The following is a 21,152-nucleotide window of genomic DNA, read 5'->3' on the forward strand; positions in this document are numbered from 1 at the left end:
GACGCATGTACCGATACATCGCCGTGTTCTGGAACACCTTCTCTGACGCCGCAACGGCCCAGGCGCAACAGGCCGTGCAACGCATCGAGGCCGCACTGCCTGGCATTGGTTGTGTGTTGAACGATAGCGGTGCTGCGATCTATGCGCAGAGTGACAACCCCGGCTATTTCGAATCCAGTCGATCGGATGCGCTGGTGGTACTCGGTGCGTTGTTCCACAAGGATTTCAGCGAAGGCACCGTGCCCGGCCGCGTGCGCCTCGATGCGGGCTCGGCCGACACTGCCTGCAGCAGCCTTGGCCGGAGCATCGTCCAGCAGTATTGGGGGCGATACGTGGCGTTCGGCTACCAGCCAGAGACAGCGAGCTGGTTCGTGCTGCGCGATCCCACTGCGGAGATCCCATGCTACATGACCACAGTGGGCCAGCTGACGGTGGTCTTCTCCAACATGGAAGACTGCCTGTTGCTGGGCTTGCGCGATTTCAACGTCGACTGGTCGTTCCTGTCCTATTCGCTGCTGTATCCGTTTCGTGATGGCCTGCAGACCGGCTTTGAGGAAGTCACTGCCGTCGAAGCCGGTGAGGCGATTTCGATCCGGAACGGCGAACCGGTGGGCCGGCAGTGCCAGTGGGACGTGGTGCGGATGGCCCGCGATGAACCGATCGAGGACATTGAGGAGGCCGTGCAACTGGCCCGTTCGACGCTGCTGGGCTGTATCGGCGCGCTGGCCAGCCAGCACCGGCGCATCCAGCTGCAGCTGTCGGGCGGACTGGACTCCTCGATCATCCTGGCCGGCCTGCTGCACGCGCCCTCGGCGCCCGAGGTGACCTGCATCCATCATTACGATGACGGCATCGGTGCCGATGAACGGCTGTTCGCACGCATGGCCGTGGCAGGGGTCCGTGAATCGTCGGGCAAGAACTGCGAATTCATCGAGTACCGGCGGCAGCCACACTGCGCGTTGGAAGAGATCATGGCCTTCCCGCGCACGGCCCGGCCGGCGCATTGCTCCGGCTATCTGCTCCATCGCCGTGACGTGGACTTCGACGGCAACACCGTGCAGTTCACCGGCGTCGGCGGCGACGCGGTGTTCCTGCGCTTCAAGGGCAACGCCGCTGCGATCGACTACGCCTGGCGACGTGGCATCGACCGGACGTTCTTTCGCGTGGCGTTCGAAACCGCGCAGTCCGGCGATTCTCTGTACGGTGTACTGAAGGACGCGGCCGTGCATGGCCTGCTGAAGCGGCCGGGCAGCATCAATGGCCGTTGGGGCAAGCCCTGCCCATGGGTGCGGGTGGACCGCGCCGAACAGGATGGCATGCAGCCGGCCTGGTTGCGGCATGCGCAGGCGCAGGGCCATCTCGTATCACCCTACAAGCTGGCCCATATCGGCCGGATGGTATTCCCGACCAGCGTCCTTGATCCGTTCGAAGGCGCCGGCCACTGGCATGGTGTATCGCCGATCAGTGCTCAGCCGCTTGTTGAACTGTTCGCGCGCATCCCGCTGCACCTGCTCATCGCGGACGCAGAAGACCGCACCATCGCGCGGCGTGCAATGAAGGGACTGTTGCCGGATGCGCTGCTGTCGCGGAAGGTAAAATCCTATCTGGATGATCACTCCGTGGCGGTCACCCAGGGGCACCAGCGGTTCATCAGGAATCTGCTGGTTGACGGCATGCTGGCCAAGCGCGGCTATCTCGACAGCGCGCTGGCCGATACGGGTATCCAGCAGGTCAGTCCGGATCACTCGTCGCAGGTGCTGGGCATCTTCGGCCCTCAGATCAACATCGAGGCGTGGCTGCGGCGCTGGTCCGGCCACGCAGGCGAGCCGGTTGCCGGAGCCGCCTAGGCGCTCCGGCTCATCTCTTCCAGATAGAGATTCTCAAGATCGTTCGCGGTGATCGCGCTGGCATCCAGCGTCCTGCGCAGGCGCCCGGCCTGCATCAGGCCAATCGTGGTCGCGACTTCACGGGCGCGGAACAGATCGTGGGTGGCCATCAGGATCGCCGTGCCGCTATCGCGCTGCCGCACGATCAGCTCATGGAACTCGGCTGACGCCGCAGGATCCAGGCCCGAGGTGGGTTCATCGAGAAGCAGTGCCCTGGCTTCCTTGACGATGGCCAGTGCGATGCCGACCTTCTGCCGCATGCCCTTGGAATAGAGACCCACGCGTCGCCCGAATGCGTCGGTCGCCAGGCCGGCGGACCTGAGTGCGTCCTTCAGTCGCGCAGGCGAGCGTTCCTCGACACCGGCCAGGCGGGCGAAATAGTCCAGATTCTCGTAGCCGGTCAGCTCGTCGTACAGCGCCACGGTCTCGGGGATGTACAGCAGCCGTCGGCGTACCTCCTGCGGCCGCTGCTGCGCACTGAGACCGTCCACTTCGGCCGCACCGGAGGTGGGTTTCAGAAAGCCAAGGAACAGCTTGATGGTCGTCGACTTGCCGGCGCCGTTGGCGCCCAGCAGGCAGAAGATCTCGCCGGGCCGCACCTCGAAGCTGACATCATCCAGCGCCCGATGTGCACCGTGTTCCATGACCAGGCTTTTTGCAGACAGCATGTGGACGTCTCCTCAGGGCGTTGCCAGCCGGCTGCGCAGTGCTCCGGCCGCAAGCAGGACAAGCAGGGTGGCGATGATCAAGGCAGCAAGATCGGCCATGACACCGGACCGGACGACGCCCACGGGCTCGCGGTACTGGAAGCGGGGCAGTGCGTCGTACTCTTCAAGGGCCTGCGGCGCGTCACGGTCCAGATAGGCCTTGTGCAACAGCCTTCGTGCCTGCCAGAAGGTGTGGACCTGATGCTGGAAGTCGAGCGCGCGGTCGGCATCCGAGCCTGCGATTCGGTCAAGTGCGTCCTGCGTTGCCACGGCCGGCAGCAGCAGCCGCAGCCGGTCCAGAAGCTGGCGGTGTGCGGCCTCGGCCTGAGCATGCGAAGCAATCAGGTGGGCCAGTTCCCGGTCAGCCGCAACGCGGTCGGCATACGCCTGGCGCACTGTATCGGGGATGAGCGATGACGAAGAAGCCAGTGGCACCGAGTTCGCATGCTCACGCTGCTGGCGCTTGGCGATATCGGACTGCATCGCTTTCACTTCGGTGGCGAACTGCATCTGTGACGGCGGCGGCGCGATCAGGTTCACCGTGGCCAGGGTCAGCGACGGTGCCATGACCACGATCAGCAGCCATAGCGCGCCAGCGGCGATGGCCGCCTCGGTGGTGCGCCGGGCAAGGCAACCGATCAGCAGTGCAAGGGCCAGCCAGAACGCGCCGTAGAGGAGGACGGTCAGCGCCAGCACGGCCAGGCCCGCAGGACTGTGCGCGCCGGCCCCGATCGCCACCGCGAGGATGATGGCCAGTGCGGGCAGCAGCACCGCCAGGCCACGGGCCAGCAACTTGACCACCAGAAGCCGTGTTGCTGACACCGGCTGCGACAGCACCAGCGCAGCGATGCCACGCTCGCGCTCGCGGGACCACAGATCATGGGTGACGACGAGAATGACCAGCGGCAGCAGGAAGACGATCACGAACGCCAGGTCGAACCGTCCCGCAGCCCGTGCTGCCGGATTGCCGATGTCGGCCCAGACGTGCTTGAGCAGCTGGGTCGGATCGCCCAGCGCGACCACATCGGCGGTGTACGGATAGGCGTCTGCCTGGCCGATCGACAGCGCTGCCATGGCGCCGGGCGGAAGCACCGGCTGGGCGCGGGGCAGCACCGAGGGCGCCTTGCCGACGAATGCCCGGCTGCGCTCCTTCGTCTGTTGCTCTTCCTGCTTGATCAGGGCGATGGCCGCCTCACGCTGGTCCACCCATGCGCGGCCGTTCCACGCGGCGTAGGCACCCAGCCCGAGCAGCAGGACAAGCAGCACCGGCAGCGCTAGATCACGCAGCAATCGGCGGATCTCGTAGCGTGCAATCGACGCAACGCTCATGGCGATCTCCCCAGCCGCCGCGCCGAGAGGGCGACCACCGCGCAACCCAGCAGCAGCCAGGCCAGCAGAATGGCGAGATTCACGCCTTGCGCGGCAGCGATGCCAGCCAGGATCTGCTGTGGTGGCCGGTACTGCACCGACCGGGTGATGCCGGCGATGTCGGCCACGTGCTTCCCGCCCTGTGGTGCCTTGTGCAGCTTTACTTCCTGGTTGAGTGCCTGGATCAACCGATAGCGGTAGTCCTCCACGCCGCGCAGGAATACCAGATGCGCCGGGAAATCCGTGCCGGCGATGGCGCGCGACCAGGACTGCAGCGCCAGTGTCGGCGAGGCAAGGCCAAACAGGCGCTGGATGGCGTCCTGCTGCTGGTAGGTGGCATGCAGGCGTTCGAAATGGCGATTGTAGACGCGCGTCGAGTTGGCCTCGGCAAACTCAAGCGCCACGCCGCGGAAGTTCAGCGGCAGGTCGTCAACGCTGTCGACCCGGTAGCGTGCCATCAACGCTGCGCGCAGGGCATCAAGGCGTTTGTCGGCCGGGTCATGGCCATCCGCGCCGTTCTCCGCTTCCTCGGTCACGCCGGTCCTGAACGTCGGTGCCGAAGGGGTCGGGTACAGGGATTCGGCGACCGCAGGCGCCACCCTCGGCAGCAGCAGCGTGGACACCACCCAGAAGCCCAGCAGCACGACCAGTGACGTTCGTGCCGAGCCGGCAAGTGCGGACACCCCCACGGTTAGTGCACAGAACACCAGCAGATAGAGCAGGTAGGCGGTAGCCAGTGCGAGCAGGGCGGCAAGATCCGTGGCGCCGCCGTACTGGATGGACAGCCCCGGAAGACTGATCAGCAGCATGGCCATCACCAGCAGCAGCGAGGCGGCCGCCAGGGCAATCAAGCGTCCAGAGATCAGCACGCCGGCCGAGGCGCCGGTACCGAGTTCCTGGCGCAGCGTCTCGCGGGCCACATCGCCGGACAGTGTGGCGAACCCGGCCAGGATGATCAGCAGCGGCGCCACGACCTGCAGCGCCCACGCCGCAGAGAAACCCTCGAAGCGGCTGAGTGCGGTGCCGCCATCCACGGCGCGGTGCCTGGCCGGGCTCTGTGCGTGGCCCTCGATGAACACCGAGGTTCCCAGGTAATCCGTCAGCCCCGGGTCCAGTGCAGCCAGGGGCCGCACCGGGGCAGCAATGGCACGCCCCACATGTGCTGCGCTATGCGGGTCGATCGTGCCCTGGCTGTCCCAGAGCCGCGCCTCTTCCTCGCTCATTGCCTGGCGCTCCTGCGCCTGCAGGGTAAGGCGTGCAGCACCGCTGAGCACCGACGCACCTGCAATGAACAAGAGGGCGAGGGCGAGCCACAGCACGCGCCGCTCTCGCCACATCAGCGTGAGCTGGGTTGCCGCGACAGCGAACGCCTGCTGGATGGCGACTACGAACCGCGACTGGGCAGGGGAGTCGGCGCGCATGCGGGGCCTACCAGCGGTGGGTCAGCGACATGGACAGGAAGCGGCCCAGCGCTGTCGCATTGGTGGGGTCGTAGCCGGTATTGATGCTGTTGACGACGAACGGCGGATCCCGGTCGAACAGGTTCTGCACGTTGAACGCAAGCGAGGTGCCACGCTGCGGGTCCGCCGATGCACCGAAGTGGTAGGCGAGGTTCAGATCGACCGTCGTCCAGGAGCTGACGTGGGGCCGGGCGACATTGGCGAGGTCGCGGTAACTGTCCACGTAGTTCACGAAGATCCCCGCCGCGGCCTGCTGCCGGCTCAGCGCGACACCGCCACGCATCTTCAGGTCCACCGGGTAGTACACCGAATTCACCGCATCCACCTCGGGTGACGTACTGGTCACACGACGCTTTGATTCGATGATGTACTGCCCGGCCAGGCTCGTCGCGATGTGGATCTGGCCGGCGTCGAACCCATAGGATCCGCTGAAGTCGACACCACGCTGCTGGGTAAAGGCGTTGTTGCGGAAGCGGTTGTCGAGGATCACCTGGCTGTTGGTTTCGTCCATGCCGGGCGGCAACGCGTACGGCCCCACGCGCGAGACGAACAGGCCCAGGCCAGACACGCCCAGCTGGCGTGCCTGCTGGATCTGCTGTTGCGTGGGATTGGTGGTCAGGATGTCTGCATAAGGTGCGGTTGACTGCTGGAACAGCGACGGGAAGCTGCCGCCGAAACCACTGCCGATGCGGTCAGCGTATTCAATGTGGTAGTAGTTCGCGTCGATCTTGAGGCCGGGCACGGACGGCGGCGCGAACGAGAAGCCGCCGGTCCAGGTCTTGGCACGCTCAGGCCCCAGATCCGGATTGCCGTTGGACAGCATCATCAGGATCGTATTGCCACCGGGCGCGCCTGGGTTGGGCACATTCGCCACCACCACGGTGTTGTTCAGCTGCATGTCCTGGTACACCGGCGCCCGGTAGGAACGGCCATAGCTGGTGCGGAACGAAAGCCCCTGGGTCGCCTCCCACAGCAGGCCGAACTTGGGATTCAGCGTGGAACCGAAATCGCTGTAGTCGTCGTAGCGCGCTGCCGCGGTCAGGGACAGGCTGCGCACGCCCGGCAGATCCTTCAGCAGCGGAACGTTGAGCTCGGCAAAGGCGGACCTCACGGTGCGCTGCAGGTCGAGTGGCTTTTCCAGGCCGCGGTGATCGATCAGTTCATAGCCGTCGCGGCGGTAACCCGCGCCGAATGCCGCGCGGACCCCACCGGCGGGCAGGGTGAACAGCTCGCCGTCGGCGACCAGGTCCAGGTAGCGCGATTCGGAGTTGGTATTGGTGGGCGGTGCGGTACTGGCCGAGCTGCCGGTGATGGTCGTGCGCTGGTAGGACACATCGCTCCTGCCGAACCCCGAATCCAGGCGCGCCTGCCACCCGCGCGGAAGATCCAGCGTGAGTCCGGCGAACAGGTCGAACTGCCGCGTGTGCGGGAACAACCGGGTTTCGTCGGCGGTGCCGGAAATGGTGGCATCCATCTCGCGCTTGGCGAACGAGCCGGTCATGTTCAGGGTCAGCACATCGCTGAGCTGCTGCACACCGTCCACATACAGGCTGTGGCGCTTGGATCCCGGGTAGAGGTCGTACGGCTTGACCCGCACGTTCTTCGAGAAATCCTTGTCGACTGCCGGCAGGTTGCTCTGCTTCAGGAACTCGTAGCTGGCCAGCACATGGCCGCCATCCCATGACCAGCCTGCCGACTGCGATGCCTGGTACTCTTCCATGCCGCCGGCGGTGACGGCGCCATAGCGCACAGCAGTTTCATACCCGGTGAAGTCGCGGCGCAGGACGATGTTGACCACACCGCCGACCGCATCGGTGCCATAGATGGCCGAGGCACCATCGGTGAGGATCTCAACGCGTTCCACCGCGCTCAACGGTATCAGCGAGACATCCACGTACTGGTAGCGGTTCGACGAGGTCACGCGATGGCCGTTGATCAGGGTCAACGTGGTGCCGGTTCCCAGGCCGCGCAGGTTGATGGCGGTGCCCTGGCCGAAGTTGTTGCCGGTATCGCGGTCGACGCCAAGGTTGGCGACGTTGGCACCATTGGCGCCACCGCCGAAGTTCTGCGGCAGTTTCTCGAACAGCTGCTGCACGGTAGCCACGCCGGTGCGGTCGATGGCCTCCTTGTCGATCACGATGATCGGGGATGCGCCGCCGCCAATGGCATCGCGGATGTTGCTGCCGACCACCAGCACCTGGTCCAGGGTCGCAGTCGGTGCCTGGGGCGCTGCGCCTGCCGCTTTCGAACCGCGGTCATTGCCGGAGTTCTGGGCCAGTGCGGGCAGGCTGGCCAGCAGTGCAGCGGCAATGCTGAGGGCCATGAGTGCGCGTGGCGCGGCAGCGGATACGTTCGTCATTCCCCGATCCATCGATCCCATCCGAAAGTGGCCTGCGACGTGGCTACGCCGCTCCTGAATAGATATGTTATAGCATATCATTCAAGGGTTGAATCCACGCCGGAACAAGGCCGATGAAGAAGACTGCTGTTCCGCCACCCGTCGCTGAGATCCTGGGCGCGTACTGGAAGGCTGACCGCAGGCTGCTGCTGCTCATCGCCGGCAGTGTCCTGCTGTCCAGCCTGGCCAGCGTTGCTGCGCCGTACCTTTTCTCGCGCCTGATCGACCGGTTGCCCATCGACGGGGCCAGCGCCCTGGCGGGGGGATTCCTGCTCTACGCCATCATCCTGGGCGCGGCCAGCGCCCTGCAGAACACGGTGCAGTACCTGTCGTTCCTCAGCGGCGAGAACCTCGGCTTCATCACCAGTACCCGCTACTTCGCCCGTCTGCTGAAGAAGACCAACAGCTTCTTCCTGGACTACAACGCCGCCGAGCTGCAAGTAGCAGGGGAGAAAGGCCGTGGCGCGCTGAAGATCGTGGTGCAGCTGGGGTTGGTGGCCTTCATTCCCAGTGCGCTGCAGATTGTGCTGACCCTGATCACGCTGGGCGCGCTGATCAACCTGCAGGTGGTGCTGATCGTGCTGGTCTACGGCACGGTGGCTGTCACCGTTTCCGCGATTGCTACCCGGCGTGCCCGCATCCATCGCGAAACGGCGGTCGAGGCCGGGCAGCAGAACGCGCGCTTCGTCGGCAATGCCATGAATGCCATGGAGACGCTGCGCCAGTTCGGCGGCAGCGCCTGGATGGTGCAGCGCTTCGAGCAGAAGGCCCAGGAGGTGCGCGACAGCTGGCGCGCCTATGTACTGCAGCGGATCGGCTTCATTGCGCTGCTGGGCATCGGCCTGGCGGTCGAGTTCATCGTTACCTTCCACCTGTTGCTGCCGCGCTACCAGAGCGGCGGCCTGAGCGTCGGCGACATCGTCCTGTTCAACCTGCTGCTGCTCCAGCTCAACATGCCGTTCGAGATGATCGCCCGTTCGATCGATGACGTCGCGCGCTCGTGGAGCATGCTGGCCCCGCTTTCCACCCTCTGGGCAGCGCCCGAGGAGCGACAGGCAGCCGATGCCCAGCGCTTTGCGGGTGAAAGCGGCGGGCTGGCGTTCGAGCGGGTCAGCTACCGCTATGGCAACGGTCGCGGGGTAAGCGATGTCTCCTTCGAGGCCGGACGTGGCGGCATCAATTTCCTGATCGGGCCAACCGGGGCAGGGAAGTCGACGCTGTTCAAGCTTGCCCTGAAATCGATCGATCCCCAGCGTGGCCGGATCCTGGTCGATGGTGTTGACCTGTCCCGGATCGACCGTGCGGCGTGGCATGCCGCCGTCGCAGTGGTTCCGCAGGATGTCATCCTGCTCAACGAAAGCCTGGCCGACAACATCCTGCTGGGGCGCGCGCGTGACGATGATCGGCTGCGGCATGCCGCACGCAAGGCCTCGATCCTGCCGCTGATCGAGGCGCTGCCCGAGGGCCTTGAAACGACGGTGGGCGAGCGTGGCCTGAAGTTGTCCGGCGGCGAGCGCCAGCGCATCGCGATAGCCCGTGCACTGTATGGCGAGCCAGCGATCCTGTTCCTGGACGAGGCAAGCTCCGCGCTGGATGAAGCCACCGAGCGCGAGATCATGGACCACATCCGCGCACTTTCGAACGATGTAACCGTGGTGGCCATCACCCATCGGCGCGGCATCGTGAGCCCGACTGACCGGGTGATCGAGCTGGAGAGTGATCGCTGAGCCAGCGGCGGCATGCGGGTCTCCTGCGGGTTCAAGGGCCGCCGTCGTGCTCAGGCATCGCCGCGCCACTGGCTCATCAACATCCGCAGGAACCGCTCGGCAGTGGGCGAGAGCAGGGCGCCCCGCCGGCGCACGATGCCGATCGTGCGCGACACCACCGGGTTGCCGATCGAACGCGTCACCAGACTCGGATGATCACCATCGGGCGTGGCCATCTTCGGCAGCACCGATACGCCGATACCTGCCTCGACCATGCCCAGCGACGTGGACAGGTGCGTCACTTCGTAGTGCCAGCTCAGTTTGAGGTTCTCGCGCGCCAGGGCGCCGTCCAGCAGCGTGCGATTGCCGCTGGTGCGATGCACGGTGATCAGCTGATGCTCTGCCAGGTCGGCCCAGTCCACCCTGCGCTTGCGGGCCAGCGGGTGGTCACGTCGGCAAGCGAGCACAAACGGGTCTTCGGCCAGTACGTCGAAATCGAGATTCGGATCGTTGGCGCCCATGAAGTTGATGCCGAACTCGACTTCGCCACGTTCCACCGCCTGCAGGCCCTCGGTCGCCGGGATATCCAGGATCCGGAAGCGCACGTTGGGGTGCGCTTCGTGGAAGCGCGCCATCACACTGGGCAGGAAGTAGAACGCCGCCGTAGGCAGGCAGGCGATGGTGACGGTAGCGCCCCGCGTGTCCTCCCGGCCCCGCAGTGAGAACAGTGATCCGTCGAATTCCTCCAGCATGCGACGCACCAGCGGCAGCAGGTTCTCGCCGACGGCGGTGGTGCTGACGCTGCGCGTGGTGCGCTCCAGCAGCGGCGAACCCACGGCCTGCTCCAGCTTCTGTATCCGTCGGCTGAGCGCCGGCTGGGAGACGTGCAGGATTTCAGCGGCGCGGTGGAAGCTGCGTGTCTCCGACACCAGCTGGAATGCGCGCAGATCCAGGATTTCGCAATTGATGCTCATTGGGTATCAATCATCCAAAAATCAGCAATTCACAGATCAATTGAGGTCATGCCAGTATCGAATCACAGAGGGGTCATTCATCCCCTATACGCATCAATCTAGCACACGTATGACCAACGATCTGCTCAGCATTCCGTGCGTGCTCATGCGCGGCGGCACCTCCAAGGGCCCGTTCTTCCTGGCCAGCGACCTGCCGGCGGACACCGCCGAACGCGATCGCCTGCTGGTGGAAGTGATGGGCTCGGGCCATCCGCTGCAGATCGACGGCATCGGCGGTGGCAACGCGCTGACCAGCAAGGTGGCGATCATCGACCGCTCGAGCAGGACGGACGCCGACGTGGATTATCTGTTCGCCCAGGTACGGGTGGAGCAGCAGGTGGTGGACACGTCCCCCAACTGCGGCAACATGCTGGCGGCAGTGGGCCCGTATGCCATTGAGCGGGGGCTGGTGCAGGCTCAGGATCCGCAGACCGAGGTGCGCATCCACAACGTCAACACCGGCAAGCTGATCATCGCGACGGTGGAAACGCCGGGCGGCAACGTGGTCTACCGCGGCGATACGCGCATTGCCGGCGCGCCGGGCTCGGCCGCGCCGGTCAGGCTCTCCTTCCTTGATGCCGCGGGCGCCCGCACCGGCAAGCTGCTGCCCAGCGGGCACGCGCAGGAATCCATCAATGGCGTGCCGGTCAGCCTGGTGGACTGCGCCATGCCGATGATGCTGGTGCGTGCCGAAGACCTGGGCGTACGTGGTGATGCTTCGCCCGCCGAACTGAACGCGGACGCGGCGTTCATGCGCCGGCTGGAAGCGCTGCGCATCGAGGCGGGGGCCCGCATGGGCATCGCCAACGCCGGCAACACGGTCATCCCCAAGCCGGTGCTGCTGTCGGCGCCACAACATGGGGGCGACCTGCAGGTGCGCTATTTCATGCCGCACCAATGCCACACCGCGCTGGCAATCACCGGTGCGGTCGGCCTGGCCACCGCCGCCGTCACGCCGGGCACGCTGGCCCACACTTTGGTCGGATGCCTGTCCGTTCCCGGCAGCATTACCCTCGAACATCCGAGCGGGGCCCTGGAGGTGGGTCTCAGTGGCAGTTCGGACGATACGCCGGTGATTGCCAGCGTGGTCCGCACCGCACGCCGACTGTTCGACGGTCGGGTGTATGCAACCTCGCCCGCGCACGCCACGGCCAGTACCACCCAAGACCGCCAATGGACGTCAGCGGCATGATCTGAAACCGGCTGGGTCGGCACAGGCGTGCCTGTCCCGCCACCACAACGTAGATGCTTCACTCCTGGGAGGGATGATGTACAAGCAGTTCCTGATGGTCGCGCTGTGCGCGGCCGGCCTGGCCGCGGCCGGGTGCAGCAACAGCGGCCGCGCCGAAGGTGCGACCACAGGCAGCGCTGACAACGCACCGGTGCGCATCAGCGTCGGCTCCTACAACCTCAACAACCTGCCGTTCTTCATCGCCGACGCCAAGGGCTATTTCAAGGACGTCGGCCTCGAAGTGAAGACCGAGAACTTCGCCCAGGGCGGTTCCAAGGTATTGCAGGCGCTGGTGGCCAATTCCACTGACGTGGCGGTCGGCTTCTACGACCACACCATCCAGATGCAGGCCAAGGGCAAGGACGTGGTGGCCTTCGTGCTGCTCTCGCGCAATTCCGGCCTGGTGATGGCGGGACGCGAGAATGCAACCTTCGATCCAGCACGCCCGGAGACCATCAAGGGCCAGAAGGTGGGCATCACCGCGCCCGGCTCGTCGTCGGACTTCTTCGTTCGCCATTTCCTTGCGCAACACGATATTCCGGTCGACAGCATCTCGCTGATCGGCGTCGGCTCCGGCGCCGCAGCCGTTGCCGCACTGGAGCAGGGCAAGATCGACCTGCTGGTGAACTACGACCCTGCCGCCACGCTGATCATCGAGCGCAAGGTCGGCAGGATCATCATCGACGCCCGTAGCGACGACGGTGCCCGCCAGGTCTATGGCGGCCTGTATCCGACCTCGGTGATGTACGCCAACCAGAGCTTCCTCGACAAGCGCCCCGAGGCGGCGGAGAAGATCGCCCGCGCCGAGCAGATGGCACTGAAGTTCATCGCCGACAGCAGCGCCGAGGACATCGTTGCAGCACTGCCGGACAGCTACGTGTCTGGAGACCGCGCCACCTATGCACGCGCCGTGGAGAATGCGCGCGCGATCTTCACCCGCGATGGCCGATTCACCCCCGCCGACCTGGAAACACCGCTGAAGGTACTGCGCGAGTTCAACACGGATGTGGCCAACGCCAACATCAATCTCTCCAGGACCTACACCAATGCCTTCGTCGAGCGAGCCAACGCTGCGGCGCCGGCAACCCAACCGTAAGCGGAGGTATACCCATGGCCCTCAATGCCACCGTGCGCCAGTTCAACGGCGCGCCGCAGCTGGAGCCCGCACAGACCATGGTCGCCATCAACAAGGTGACCATGTCCTTCGGTGAATTCACTGCCGTCCGTGATGTCGACATCCAGGTGGGCAATGGCGAATTCCTCGCCATTGTCGGGCCCACCGGCTGCGGCAAGAGCACCATCCTCAATTCCGTGGCCGGCCTGTTGAAGCCTTCTTCCGGGCAGGTCAGCATCGACGGCCGCGCGGTCAGCGGCGTGCAGGAATCGGTGGGCTACCTGTTCCAGCAGGATGCACTGCTGCCGTGGAAGACCGCATTCCAGAACGTCGAACTGGGCCTGCGCTTCCGCGGCGTCGCCGAAGCCGAACGCAATGCCAAGGCCAATGCCTGGCTGGCCAAGGTTGGCCTGACCGGATTCGAGCATCGCTATCCGCACCAGTTGTCCGGTGGCCAGCGCAAGCGCGTGCAGATGGCGCAGGCACTGATCGTGGAGCCGAAGGTGATCCTGATGGATGAACCGTTCTCGGCACTGGACATCCACACCCGCCACCTGATGCAGAACGAGCTGCTGCGCCTGTGGCAGGAGGATCGGCGCTCGGTGATCCTGATTACCCACGACCTCGAAGAAGCCATTGCCCTGGGGGACCGCGTGGTGGTGCTGTCGTCCGGGCCGGCCAGCCGGGTCGTGCGCAGCTTCGATGTGGATCTGGAACGCCCGCGCAACGTCGCAGAGATCAAGCTGGATGACCGTTTCACTGACCTGTACCGCGACATCTGGGCCTGCCTGCGCGGTGAAGTGGAGAAGAGCTATGCACGCCAAGACTGACAAGTTCATCCAACTGGCCCTGGTGGTCGCCGTGTTCGGTGGCTGGGAGGGCGGCATCGCGCTCGGCGTGATCGATCCGTTCTTCTTCCCGTCGCCAACGGCCATCGTGCAGCAGGCCTGGACCTGGCTGTCCGACACCTCGTTCTACCAGCATGTCTACATCACCCTGACCGAGACCGCGCTGGGCTACATCATCGGCACCGGGCTGGGTGTGGCCGGCGGTGTTTGGCTGGGCCTGAGCCGGCGCTCGGCACGCATCCTGGATCCCTTCATCAAGGGCTTCAATGCGATCCCGCGCGTGGTGCTGGCGCCGATCTTCGTGCTGTGGCTGGGCCTTGGTCTGTGGTCAAAAGTCGCACTGGCCGTAACCCTGGTGTTCTTCACCACGTTCTTCAACGCCATGCAGGGCGTGCGCGAGGTCAATCCGGTGGTGCTGGCCAATGCGCGCATCCTTGGTGCCGGACGCAGCGACCTGTTGCGCCACGTGTACTTCCCGGCGGCCGCCAGCTGGATCCTGTCCTCGCTGCGCACATCGGTCGGCTTCGCCGTCGTCGGCGCCATCATCGGCGAATACCTCGGTGCTTCGGCCGGCCTCGGCTACCTGATCGCTCAGGCCGAGGGCAACTTCAATGCCGTAGGTGTGTTTGCCGGCATCATCATCCTGGCCGCCTTCGTGCTGGTCATCGACGCACTGCTGGACGTGGTCGAGAACAAGCTGATCACCTGGCGTCCCAACGCCCAGGCACAGGCCACCAGCTGAGCACGGCCGCCTGAGCCTGCCTGTCGCGCCGCCGGCCTGATCCGGCGGCGCGCACCTCCCCGTCATTCCCCCGCATCACCGCAACAGGCCAGCGCCAGACCAGGGGGCCGGCTGGCCGGAGAGAGAGAGCCATGAAACATTCCAGTGTGCTGCCACGCGCAGCGCTATCGGTCGCGCTCGGCTTGCTGCTGGCCAGCGGCCCTGCAGGTGCACAGGCCGTGTCATCCCCGCCGGTGCCCCTCAGCCAGGCAGAACTGTCACGCCTGGTGCAGCAGCAGGCACTGCAGATCCAACACCTGGAAGCGCGCCTGCGGGCAGTGGAGGGCGAGCAGGGCATTGCGGCCATGCGGCCCGCCCCGCCCGAGCCTGCAGTGGAGGCGCGGGTCGCCGCACTGGAGTCCAGCCAGTCCAGGCTGCCCAAGATGTCGTGGTCCAAGGGCGCCCCGGAATTCAGCAGTGCTGACGGCACTGTGGCTTTCCGCCCACGTGGACGCCTGTTCGTCGATGCCTCCAGTACCGACGGCTCCACCGTGGGCGATCGCAACATCTCCGGTACCGAGATCCGTTCGGTGCGCCTGGGTGCGGAAGGGCGCTACGGCATCCTCGGCTGGGCGGTGGAGGGCGACTTCGCCGACAACGCAGTGGCTTGGAAGTCGGTCTATGCCACGCTGGATCACACCTTGTTCGGGTTGCCAGCCGACCTCACCGTCGGCAACCGCCTCAACGACCGCGGCATCGACGGCTCCAGCAGCACATCCAACACGCCGTTCCAGGACCGCAACGTCGTGGGCACGTTGATGCTGCCGCAACGCGGCCTGTTCGGCGTGGGCCTGACTGAACGTGTTTACGGCAAGGGTTGGCATGCCAGCCTGTCGGTGGCCGGCAATGACCTCAACAATGCAGGCACCGACAACGACAGCCAGACCTGGGCCACGCGCGTGCACTGGAATCCCGTGGCCAGCGACCGCGCCACCGTACACCTGGGCGCCTGGGCCTTCCACGAGGAGATCGCCGCAGGCCCGAGTGGCGTCGTTCGCAGCTCGGCCATCGCAGGGCACTTCAACGACCTGGTGAAGATCGCGCCGGGCACCTTGTCGGGGGCTGATCGCAGCACCGCCTACGGCGCAGAGCTTGCCGGCTTCTTTGGCCCGGCCTGGGCGACCGGCGAATGGGGCACGCGCAACCTGCGCGGCGCCGACGCCAGCGGCCGTTACGATCTGGACCATCAGGCCTGGGCGATCTCGGCCGGCTGGTTCCTGGCCGGTGCGATGCCGGCCTATTCGGGCAAGGCCGGTACATGGGGCCGGGTGAAGGTGGCCGATCCGGTCACCCGCGGCGGTGCCGGCGCGTGGGAGTTGAAGGGCCGCTATGAGGACGTGGACTATGCCGAGCTGCCCACCGGCGGAACGGGGCATGCGTGGACGCTGGGCGCGAACTGGTATCTCAACGATTTCAGCCGCGTGATGTTCGAAGCGATCCGATGGCAGACCCACAATCGCAGTGGCACCGGGCAGGGCAGGGACGAAGGGACCACCTTCAATACCCGCCTGCAGGTGGCCTTCTAGCGCCTGCGTGCCGATTCCCGTGTGCCGCCTGCGCGGATCAGAGCAGCAACAGCGCCCCGATCAGCGCAGGCGGCATCACCAGCGCGCCGACGCGCAGGAAGTCGAGCGCGCTGACATGCTCGCCCTCGCGGCGCAGCGCCACCAGCCACAGCATCGTGGCCAACGAGCCGGTCACCGACAGGTTGGGGCCCAGGTCCACGCCGACCAGCAATGCGGCGCGGGTCTGTGCCGGCAGATCGGCCATCTGGCCCAGCGAGCCTGCGGCCAGGCCGACCGGCAGATTGTTGGCCACGTTGCTCAGCAATGCCGCCGCGCCACCGGCCAGCCAGCTGGCCCGGTGTGGCGATGCCTGCGCCACGGCCTGCAGCGCGCTGGCCGCCGTCTGGATGACACCGGTCTGGGCCACCGCTTCCACCAGCACGAACAGGCCGGCCACCAGCGGCAGTACGCCCCATGACACATGGCGCAGCAGCGGCAACGGACTGCGCCGCTGGCGCATCGCCACCACTGCCACACTCAGCGTGCCTGCGCAGAACGTGGCCAGGCCGAGCGGGCCGTTCAGTGCGGAGGTCACCAGCAGCACGGTGCCGGTGAACAGCACGCCCAGTGCGCTGAGCCGCCCGCCTTCGGTCAGCGGGCGATGTGCCGGTGCCGCCACCAGCGGCTGCGCGATCTCGCGCCGATGCACCCAGCGCAGCACGAGATAGGTGGCGCCGATCGCGGCCAGTGACGGCAACGCGAACTGTGCCAGCCACTGCATCAAGGGGGGCATGTGCTGGCCGTACACCACCAGGTTGGCCGGGTTGGAAATGGGCAGCACGAAGCTGGCCGCATTGGCGATGAACGCACAGACGAACAGATAGGGCAGGGGGTTGGCGCGGGCGGCCTTGCAGGCGGCGTAGACCGCCGGGGTCAGCACCACCGCCGTGGCATCGTTGGAAAGGAACACGGTCACCAGCGTGCCGACCAGGAACACGAGGTCGAACAGGCGTCGCCCCGAGCCACCCGCATGGCGGACCGCGTACAACGCCAGCCAGTCGAACAGGCCTTCGCGGCGGGCCAGCTCGGCCAGCACCATCATGCCGGCCAGGAACAGATAGACATCGCGCCCCTCGGCCACCGCGTGCAAGGTCGTGCCGAACGACACCGCTCCCAGCAGTGGAAGCAGAAGCGCAGCCCCCAGTGCCCACACGTACTCAGGAACGCGGAATGGCCGGAACAGCAGGCCTACGGTGGCAACGGCCACGGCCACCCAGATGAGGAAAGAGGAGTAGGAAGCGAGCATCGGGCGGGGTATCTCAACGGCGCCGACGCGTACCTCGCAGGAACGCGCCCGCTGCAATCACGGCAGTTCGGGGAAGGCCGCATCATACTCCGTGAGGTGCACCCGAGCTGTAGAGCCGAGCCCATGCTCGGCTGCTTGCCGCGTGCGCCCGGCACCCACGCTCCGCGAACGTTTTCTTCGGGCGCTCTTCACCGTCGCTCCGCTTAGAGTGAAGGCCACTCAAGGTGTCACGCGTGGAATCAACGATGTCCGAGTACCGGGACTGGATCTTCAATGCCAACGGCCGAACCCTGGTGGCCCGGGTGGAGCTGGATGGCGACGGCGGCGGCACCATCAACCGCTACCAGTTGACTCCGGGTCCCGCGCAGTCCGGGCTGTGCATCAAGGTGGCCTCGCAGGCCGAAGCCGCAAAGAAGCTCGAAACCGAGGTGGCGAAGCTGCTAGGGCCGCAGTGGTGAAGAGGCCGTAGCTGGGAGCTGAAGCTGCGGCGTTGCTTCGGCCACCCGCAATCTCAGTCCGTGCGACGGCCAATCGTATTCTTCCGGCCATGCATTCGCCTTCCGACCCTGCAGATTTCATGACGGCCACCCGGCCCTCTGGCTGGGTGCAAAGCGGTGACCGCTGGGATCTGTGGTGGAACGGCCGTTCCGTGGCCATCATCGTGCCGCATGCCGTGTTGGGTTTCCGCCTGCTCCTGGACGTGCGGAAATCACCCCAGCCCAAGGTGGTGGCCGCCGCGAATGCTCGGCAGGCCAAGCGCTACGCCGAGCGCTGGTGCGCCGCCCGGCTCTGCCCGCAGTTGCGGTTGCGCGATGCGGTGGCGCGGCTGGTAGATGCCGTTACTCCACTTCCAATGACGTCCACGCGGCAGCAGCGGCAGCAGGCGCGGCGCCTGGCCGAGGCTGGGTCGCACGAGATGGGCCGGATCAAGGAGGCGCTGGCGTCGAGGCCCTCAGTGATGCTGACCAAGGCCGAGGTGCCGGGGCGGGGTGGAGCCTGGCCGATACCAGGCCAGGCTCCGTCAACCCGACGCCCGGATGGGAGGGTGTTCCCGGCCGGGGCTACGCCGAGAGCTCCTCGCGCACGATCTTCGCCCCTGCGCTGAGCGCCTGAAGCTTGCCCCGTGCCACCTCGCGCGCCAGTGGTGCCATGCCACAGTTGGTACTCGGGTAGAGCTTGTCGGCATCCACGAACTGCAGCGCCTTGCGCAGGGTGTTGGCCACTTCCTCAGCCGTCTCCACCTTGCTGGAGGCCACGTCGATGGCGCCGACCATCACCTTCTTGCCGCGCACCAGCTCGATCAGATCGATCGGTACGTGCGAGTTGTGGCATTCCAGCGAGATGATGTCGAGGTTGGAGGTCTGCAGCTTCGGGAAAGACTCCTCGTACTGGCGCCATTCCGATCCCAGGGTCTGCTTCCAGTCGGTGTTGGCCTTGATGCCGTAGCCATAACAGATGTGCACGGCGGTCTCGCACTTCAGCCCTTCGATTGCACGTTCCAGCGCGGCCACGCCCCAGTCGTTCACTTCGTCGAAGAACACGTTGAAGGCGGGCTCGTCGAACTGGATGATGTCGACGCCAGCGGCTTCCAGCTCCTTCGCTTCCTCGTTGAGGATCTTCGCGAATTCCCAGGCCAGCTTCTCGCGGCTCTTGTAGTGCGCGTCGTACAGGGTGTCGATCATGGTCATCGGGCCGGGCAGGGCCCACTTGATCGGTTGCGTGGTCTGCCGGCGCAGGAACTTCGCATCCTCCACGAACACCGGCTTCGGGCGGCTCACGGCGCCGACCACGGTTGGTACGCTGGCGTCGTAACGGTTGCGGATGCGCACGGTTTCGCGTTTCTCGAAATCGACGCCGTTCAGGTGCTCGATGAAGGTCGTGACGAAGTGCTGGCGGGTCTGCTCACCGTCGCTGACGATATCGATGCCGGCGTGCTGCTGCTCCTGCAGGGACAGGCGCAGGGCATCCTGCTTGCCTTCGGTCAGGCCTTCGTCCTGCAGCTTCCAGGGCGACCAGAGCTTTTCGGGCTCTGCCAACCAGGAGGGCTTGGGCAGGCTGCCGGCGGTGGAGGTGGGGAGCAGTTTCTTCGTCGACATTGCGTCTTGTGTCCTGAGGGGCGAATGGGAAATCGATGGATCAGCGGGCAGCCCACTGCTCAAGCACGGCGCGGTACGGCTTGATGAAGTGTTCTTCGGTGAACTTGCCCTGTTTGACCGCCAGCTGGCTGCGCTCTTCGCGGTCGTAGACGATGCGGGTGGACGAATAGTCCTGGTGCTTCAGGCTGGGCTGGTAGACCTTGCCGGCCACGGAATTGGCGTTGTAGATCTCCGGGCGATAGATCTTCTGGAACGCCTCCATCGTGCTGATGGTGCCGATCAGTTCCAGGTTCGAGTAATCCCCCAGCAGGTCGCCCTGGAAGTAGAACGCCAGCGGCGCGACGCTGCCCGGCGGCATGAAGTAGCGCACCTGCAGGCCCATCTTGTCGAAGTACTGGTCGGTGGGGGAGAACTCGCCCTGGCGGTACTCCACGCCCAGGATCGGATGGTGGTTCTCGGTACGATGGTAGGTCTTGCTGCTGGAGACGCTGATGCAGATCACCGGCCCCTTGCTGAAGTTGGCACGGTAGGCCTCCGATTCCAGGAAGTGCTGGAACAGCTTGCCGTGCAGGTCGCCGAAGCCTTCCGGAATGCCGAAGGTGGCCTTGCCCTCGTTGCTGGCCGGCAGCACCACGCTGAAATCGTAGTCACGCACATAGGACGAGAAGTTGTTGCCGACGATGCCCGCGGTGCGAGCGCCGGTACGCGTGTCGACAATGGTCGGGCGCAGCACTTCGATCAGCGGGAACGGATCGCTGCCATCACCGCCATCGATGTGCATCTCCACCGAGATGATGTCCAGCTCAACAGCGTAACGGTCTGCACTCGGGTTGTCCCAGTGCGCCAGATCGTTGAAGCGGTTGTTGATCATGCTGATCGTGTTGCGCAGGTTTTCCCGGCGGGACTCGCCGCGAGCCAGGTTGGCGAAGTTGGTGGTGATGCGCGTACCGTCAGCGGGCTGGTAGTCCTCGTTGAAGGGGATGCGCGTGATGCTGAAGGTGAAGTTCTCGGTCGTCATGGGCGGCGTTCCGGGTTGCGGGGGTGACATCCGAATGCGGGTCGCTGGCATTCGGCATTCAAAGGGCTGCAGCGGCCTCGGCAGTGGCAGGCGCTGCGCGATGGGACAGGGCAAGCAGGGGCATCGCCCGCTGCACCGCCAGCCGTGCGCGCTGGATCAGGGCGTCGTTGTGCACGCGGCCATCAGCGAAATCACGGTCGGTGGCGTACACGCCCAGGGGCAGGGTGCGGGCCTGGAAGAAGCTGAAGAGCGGCCGCAGCTGGTGGTCGATCACCAGTGCGTGGCGCTCGCTGCCGCCGGTGGCGGCCAGCAGGATGGGGGTGTCGACCAGCGCATCCTGGTGGATGAAGTCGAAGAAGTGCTTGAACAGGCCGGTGTACGAGCCGCGGTAGACCGGCGTGGCAACCACCAGTACGTCTGCCTGTTCAACGGCCACCAGCTGCCGCTCGACACCCTCGGGCAGCTGCGAGCGCCATAGCGCACCGGCCAGCTGCGGCGCCAGTTCGCCCAGCTCGATCAGGTGCGGCTCGCAGGCAACGTCCTCGCCGATCAGGTCCAGCAGGTGCTCAGCCAGGATCGCAGCCCTGGAGGGGCGCTGCAGCCCGCCGGAAACGGCGACGATACGGAGGGGGCGGGTCATCTGTTCGCTTTCAGCAGGGGAGGGAGCTCCTTCGGGCGATCTGCGGGGGCGCAGTCCTGCTGGCCGGCGAGGTGA

Annotated in this window: 18 protein-coding genes; 9 read left to right on the forward strand and 9 right to left on the reverse strand. The window is 65.7% G+C overall.

Going from position 1 to position 21,152, the window contains the following annotated elements:
* Positions 1-5 precede the first annotated feature (5 nt).
* Positions 6-1,847: an asparagine synthase-related protein gene (locus AC13GA_RS10370; RefSeq protein WP_482998039.1), complete on the forward strand. Its 1,842-nt coding sequence runs from the start codon at positions 6-8 to the stop codon at positions 1,845-1,847.
* Here the strand turns inward: AC13GA_RS10370 and AC13GA_RS10375 are convergent.
* Genes AC13GA_RS10375 through AC13GA_RS10390 form a run of 4 tightly spaced genes read right to left on the reverse strand, consistent with a single transcriptional unit; the run spans position 1,844 to position 7,780 of the window.
* Entirely contained in the window at positions 1,844-2,554 is a 711-nt protein-coding gene (locus tag AC13GA_RS10375; protein WP_046985546.1) for an ABC transporter ATP-binding protein, read from the reverse strand. The genes AC13GA_RS10370 and AC13GA_RS10375 overlap by 4 nt on opposite strands.
* A gap of 12 nt (positions 2,555-2,566) precedes the next feature.
* Complete coding sequence (locus AC13GA_RS10380; RefSeq protein ID WP_482998040.1) at positions 2,567-3,922, reverse strand: ABC transporter permease subunit; 1,356 nt, start codon at positions 3,920-3,922, stop codon at positions 2,567-2,569.
* The gene (locus tag AC13GA_RS10385) at positions 3,919-5,382 is read right to left on the reverse strand and encodes a DUF3526 domain-containing protein (RefSeq protein ID WP_482998041.1); all 1,464 of its coding nucleotides are present in this window, start codon (positions 5,380-5,382) and stop codon (positions 3,919-3,921) included. Before AC13GA_RS10385 ends, AC13GA_RS10380 begins: the two co-directional genes overlap by 4 nt.
* Before the next feature lie 7 nt (positions 5,383-5,389).
* The gene (locus AC13GA_RS10390) at positions 5,390-7,780 is read right to left on the reverse strand and encodes a TonB-dependent receptor plug domain-containing protein (protein ID WP_482998042.1); all 2,391 of its coding nucleotides are present in this window, start codon (positions 7,778-7,780) and stop codon (positions 5,390-5,392) included.
* 113 nt (positions 7,781-7,893) lie between these two features.
* On the opposite strand from AC13GA_RS10390, the gene AC13GA_RS10395 reads away from it, so the two are divergent.
* Entirely contained in the window at positions 7,894-9,546 is a 1,653-nt protein-coding gene (locus AC13GA_RS10395) for an ABC transporter ATP-binding protein (RefSeq protein ID WP_482998043.1), read from the forward strand.
* A gap of 50 nt (positions 9,547-9,596) precedes the next feature.
* On the opposite strand, the gene AC13GA_RS10400 is transcribed toward AC13GA_RS10395, so the two are convergent.
* The gene (locus AC13GA_RS10400; protein ID WP_006367996.1) at positions 9,597-10,499 is read right to left on the reverse strand and encodes a LysR family transcriptional regulator; all 903 of its coding nucleotides are present in this window, start codon (positions 10,497-10,499) and stop codon (positions 9,597-9,599) included.
* 109 nt (positions 10,500-10,608) lie between these two features.
* Between AC13GA_RS10400 and AC13GA_RS10405 the strand changes: the two genes are divergently transcribed.
* The 5 genes from AC13GA_RS10405 (at position 10,609) to AC13GA_RS10425 (ending at position 16,038) form a co-directional block, all read left to right on the forward strand.
* Positions 10,609-11,730, forward strand: a complete 1,122-nt coding sequence (locus tag AC13GA_RS10405; RefSeq protein ID WP_428710492.1) for a 4-oxalomesaconate tautomerase — start codon at positions 10,609-10,611, stop codon at positions 11,728-11,730.
* 76 nt (positions 11,731-11,806) lie between these two features.
* Positions 11,807-12,865, forward strand: coding sequence for an ABC transporter substrate-binding protein (locus AC13GA_RS10410; protein ID WP_482998044.1), 1,059 nt, complete (start codon positions 11,807-11,809; stop codon positions 12,863-12,865).
* Positions 12,866-12,879: 14 nt separating this feature from the next.
* On the forward strand, positions 12,880-13,713 hold the full coding sequence (locus AC13GA_RS10415; protein ID WP_482998045.1) for an ABC transporter ATP-binding protein: 834 nt from the start codon (positions 12,880-12,882) through the stop codon (positions 13,711-13,713).
* The gene (locus tag AC13GA_RS10420) at positions 13,697-14,473 is read left to right on the forward strand and encodes an ABC transporter permease (RefSeq protein WP_006367989.1); all 777 of its coding nucleotides are present in this window, start codon (positions 13,697-13,699) and stop codon (positions 14,471-14,473) included. The genes AC13GA_RS10415 and AC13GA_RS10420 overlap by 17 nt, the downstream gene beginning before the upstream one ends.
* Before the next feature lie 131 nt (positions 14,474-14,604).
* Positions 14,605-16,038, forward strand: coding sequence for an OprO/OprP family phosphate-selective porin (locus AC13GA_RS10425; RefSeq protein ID WP_482998046.1), 1,434 nt, complete (start codon positions 14,605-14,607; stop codon positions 16,036-16,038).
* 37 nt (positions 16,039-16,075) lie between these two features.
* On the opposite strand, the gene AC13GA_RS10430 is transcribed toward AC13GA_RS10425, so the two are convergent.
* A complete protein-coding gene (locus AC13GA_RS10430; RefSeq protein ID WP_482998047.1) occupies positions 16,076-17,323 on the reverse strand; it encodes an arsenic transporter in 1,248 nt (415 codons plus the stop codon).
* Between the two features lie 245 nt (positions 17,324-17,568).
* On the opposite strand from AC13GA_RS10430, the gene AC13GA_RS10435 reads away from it, so the two are divergent.
* The gene (locus AC13GA_RS10435) at positions 17,569-17,781 is read left to right on the forward strand and encodes a hypothetical protein (protein ID WP_046985540.1); all 213 of its coding nucleotides are present in this window, start codon (positions 17,569-17,571) and stop codon (positions 17,779-17,781) included.
* An 89-nt stretch (positions 17,782-17,870) separates the two neighbouring features.
* A complete protein-coding gene (locus AC13GA_RS10440; protein ID WP_253077985.1) occupies positions 17,871-18,428 on the forward strand; it encodes a hypothetical protein in 558 nt (185 codons plus the stop codon).
* Here the strand turns inward: AC13GA_RS10440 and AC13GA_RS10445 are convergent.
* Genes AC13GA_RS10445 through msuE form a run of 3 tightly spaced genes read right to left on the reverse strand, consistent with a single transcriptional unit; the run spans position 18,385 to position 21,077 of the window.
* Positions 18,385-19,419, reverse strand: coding sequence for a methionine synthase (locus AC13GA_RS10445; protein ID WP_253077984.1), 1,035 nt, complete (start codon positions 19,417-19,419; stop codon positions 18,385-18,387). The two genes, AC13GA_RS10440 and AC13GA_RS10445, sit on opposite strands and share 44 nt — an antisense overlap.
* Before the next feature lie 40 nt (positions 19,420-19,459).
* The gene (locus tag AC13GA_RS10450) at positions 19,460-20,437 is read right to left on the reverse strand and encodes a DUF1852 domain-containing protein (RefSeq protein WP_426353446.1); all 978 of its coding nucleotides are present in this window, start codon (positions 20,435-20,437) and stop codon (positions 19,460-19,462) included.
* Between the two features lie 58 nt (positions 20,438-20,495).
* The gene (gene msuE, locus AC13GA_RS10455; protein ID WP_253077983.1) at positions 20,496-21,077 is read right to left on the reverse strand and encodes an FMN reductase; all 582 of its coding nucleotides are present in this window, start codon (positions 21,075-21,077) and stop codon (positions 20,496-20,498) included.
* Positions 21,078-21,152 lie beyond the last annotated feature (75 nt).

The organism is Stenotrophomonas sp. 22DLJC03, from assembly GCF_056861405.1.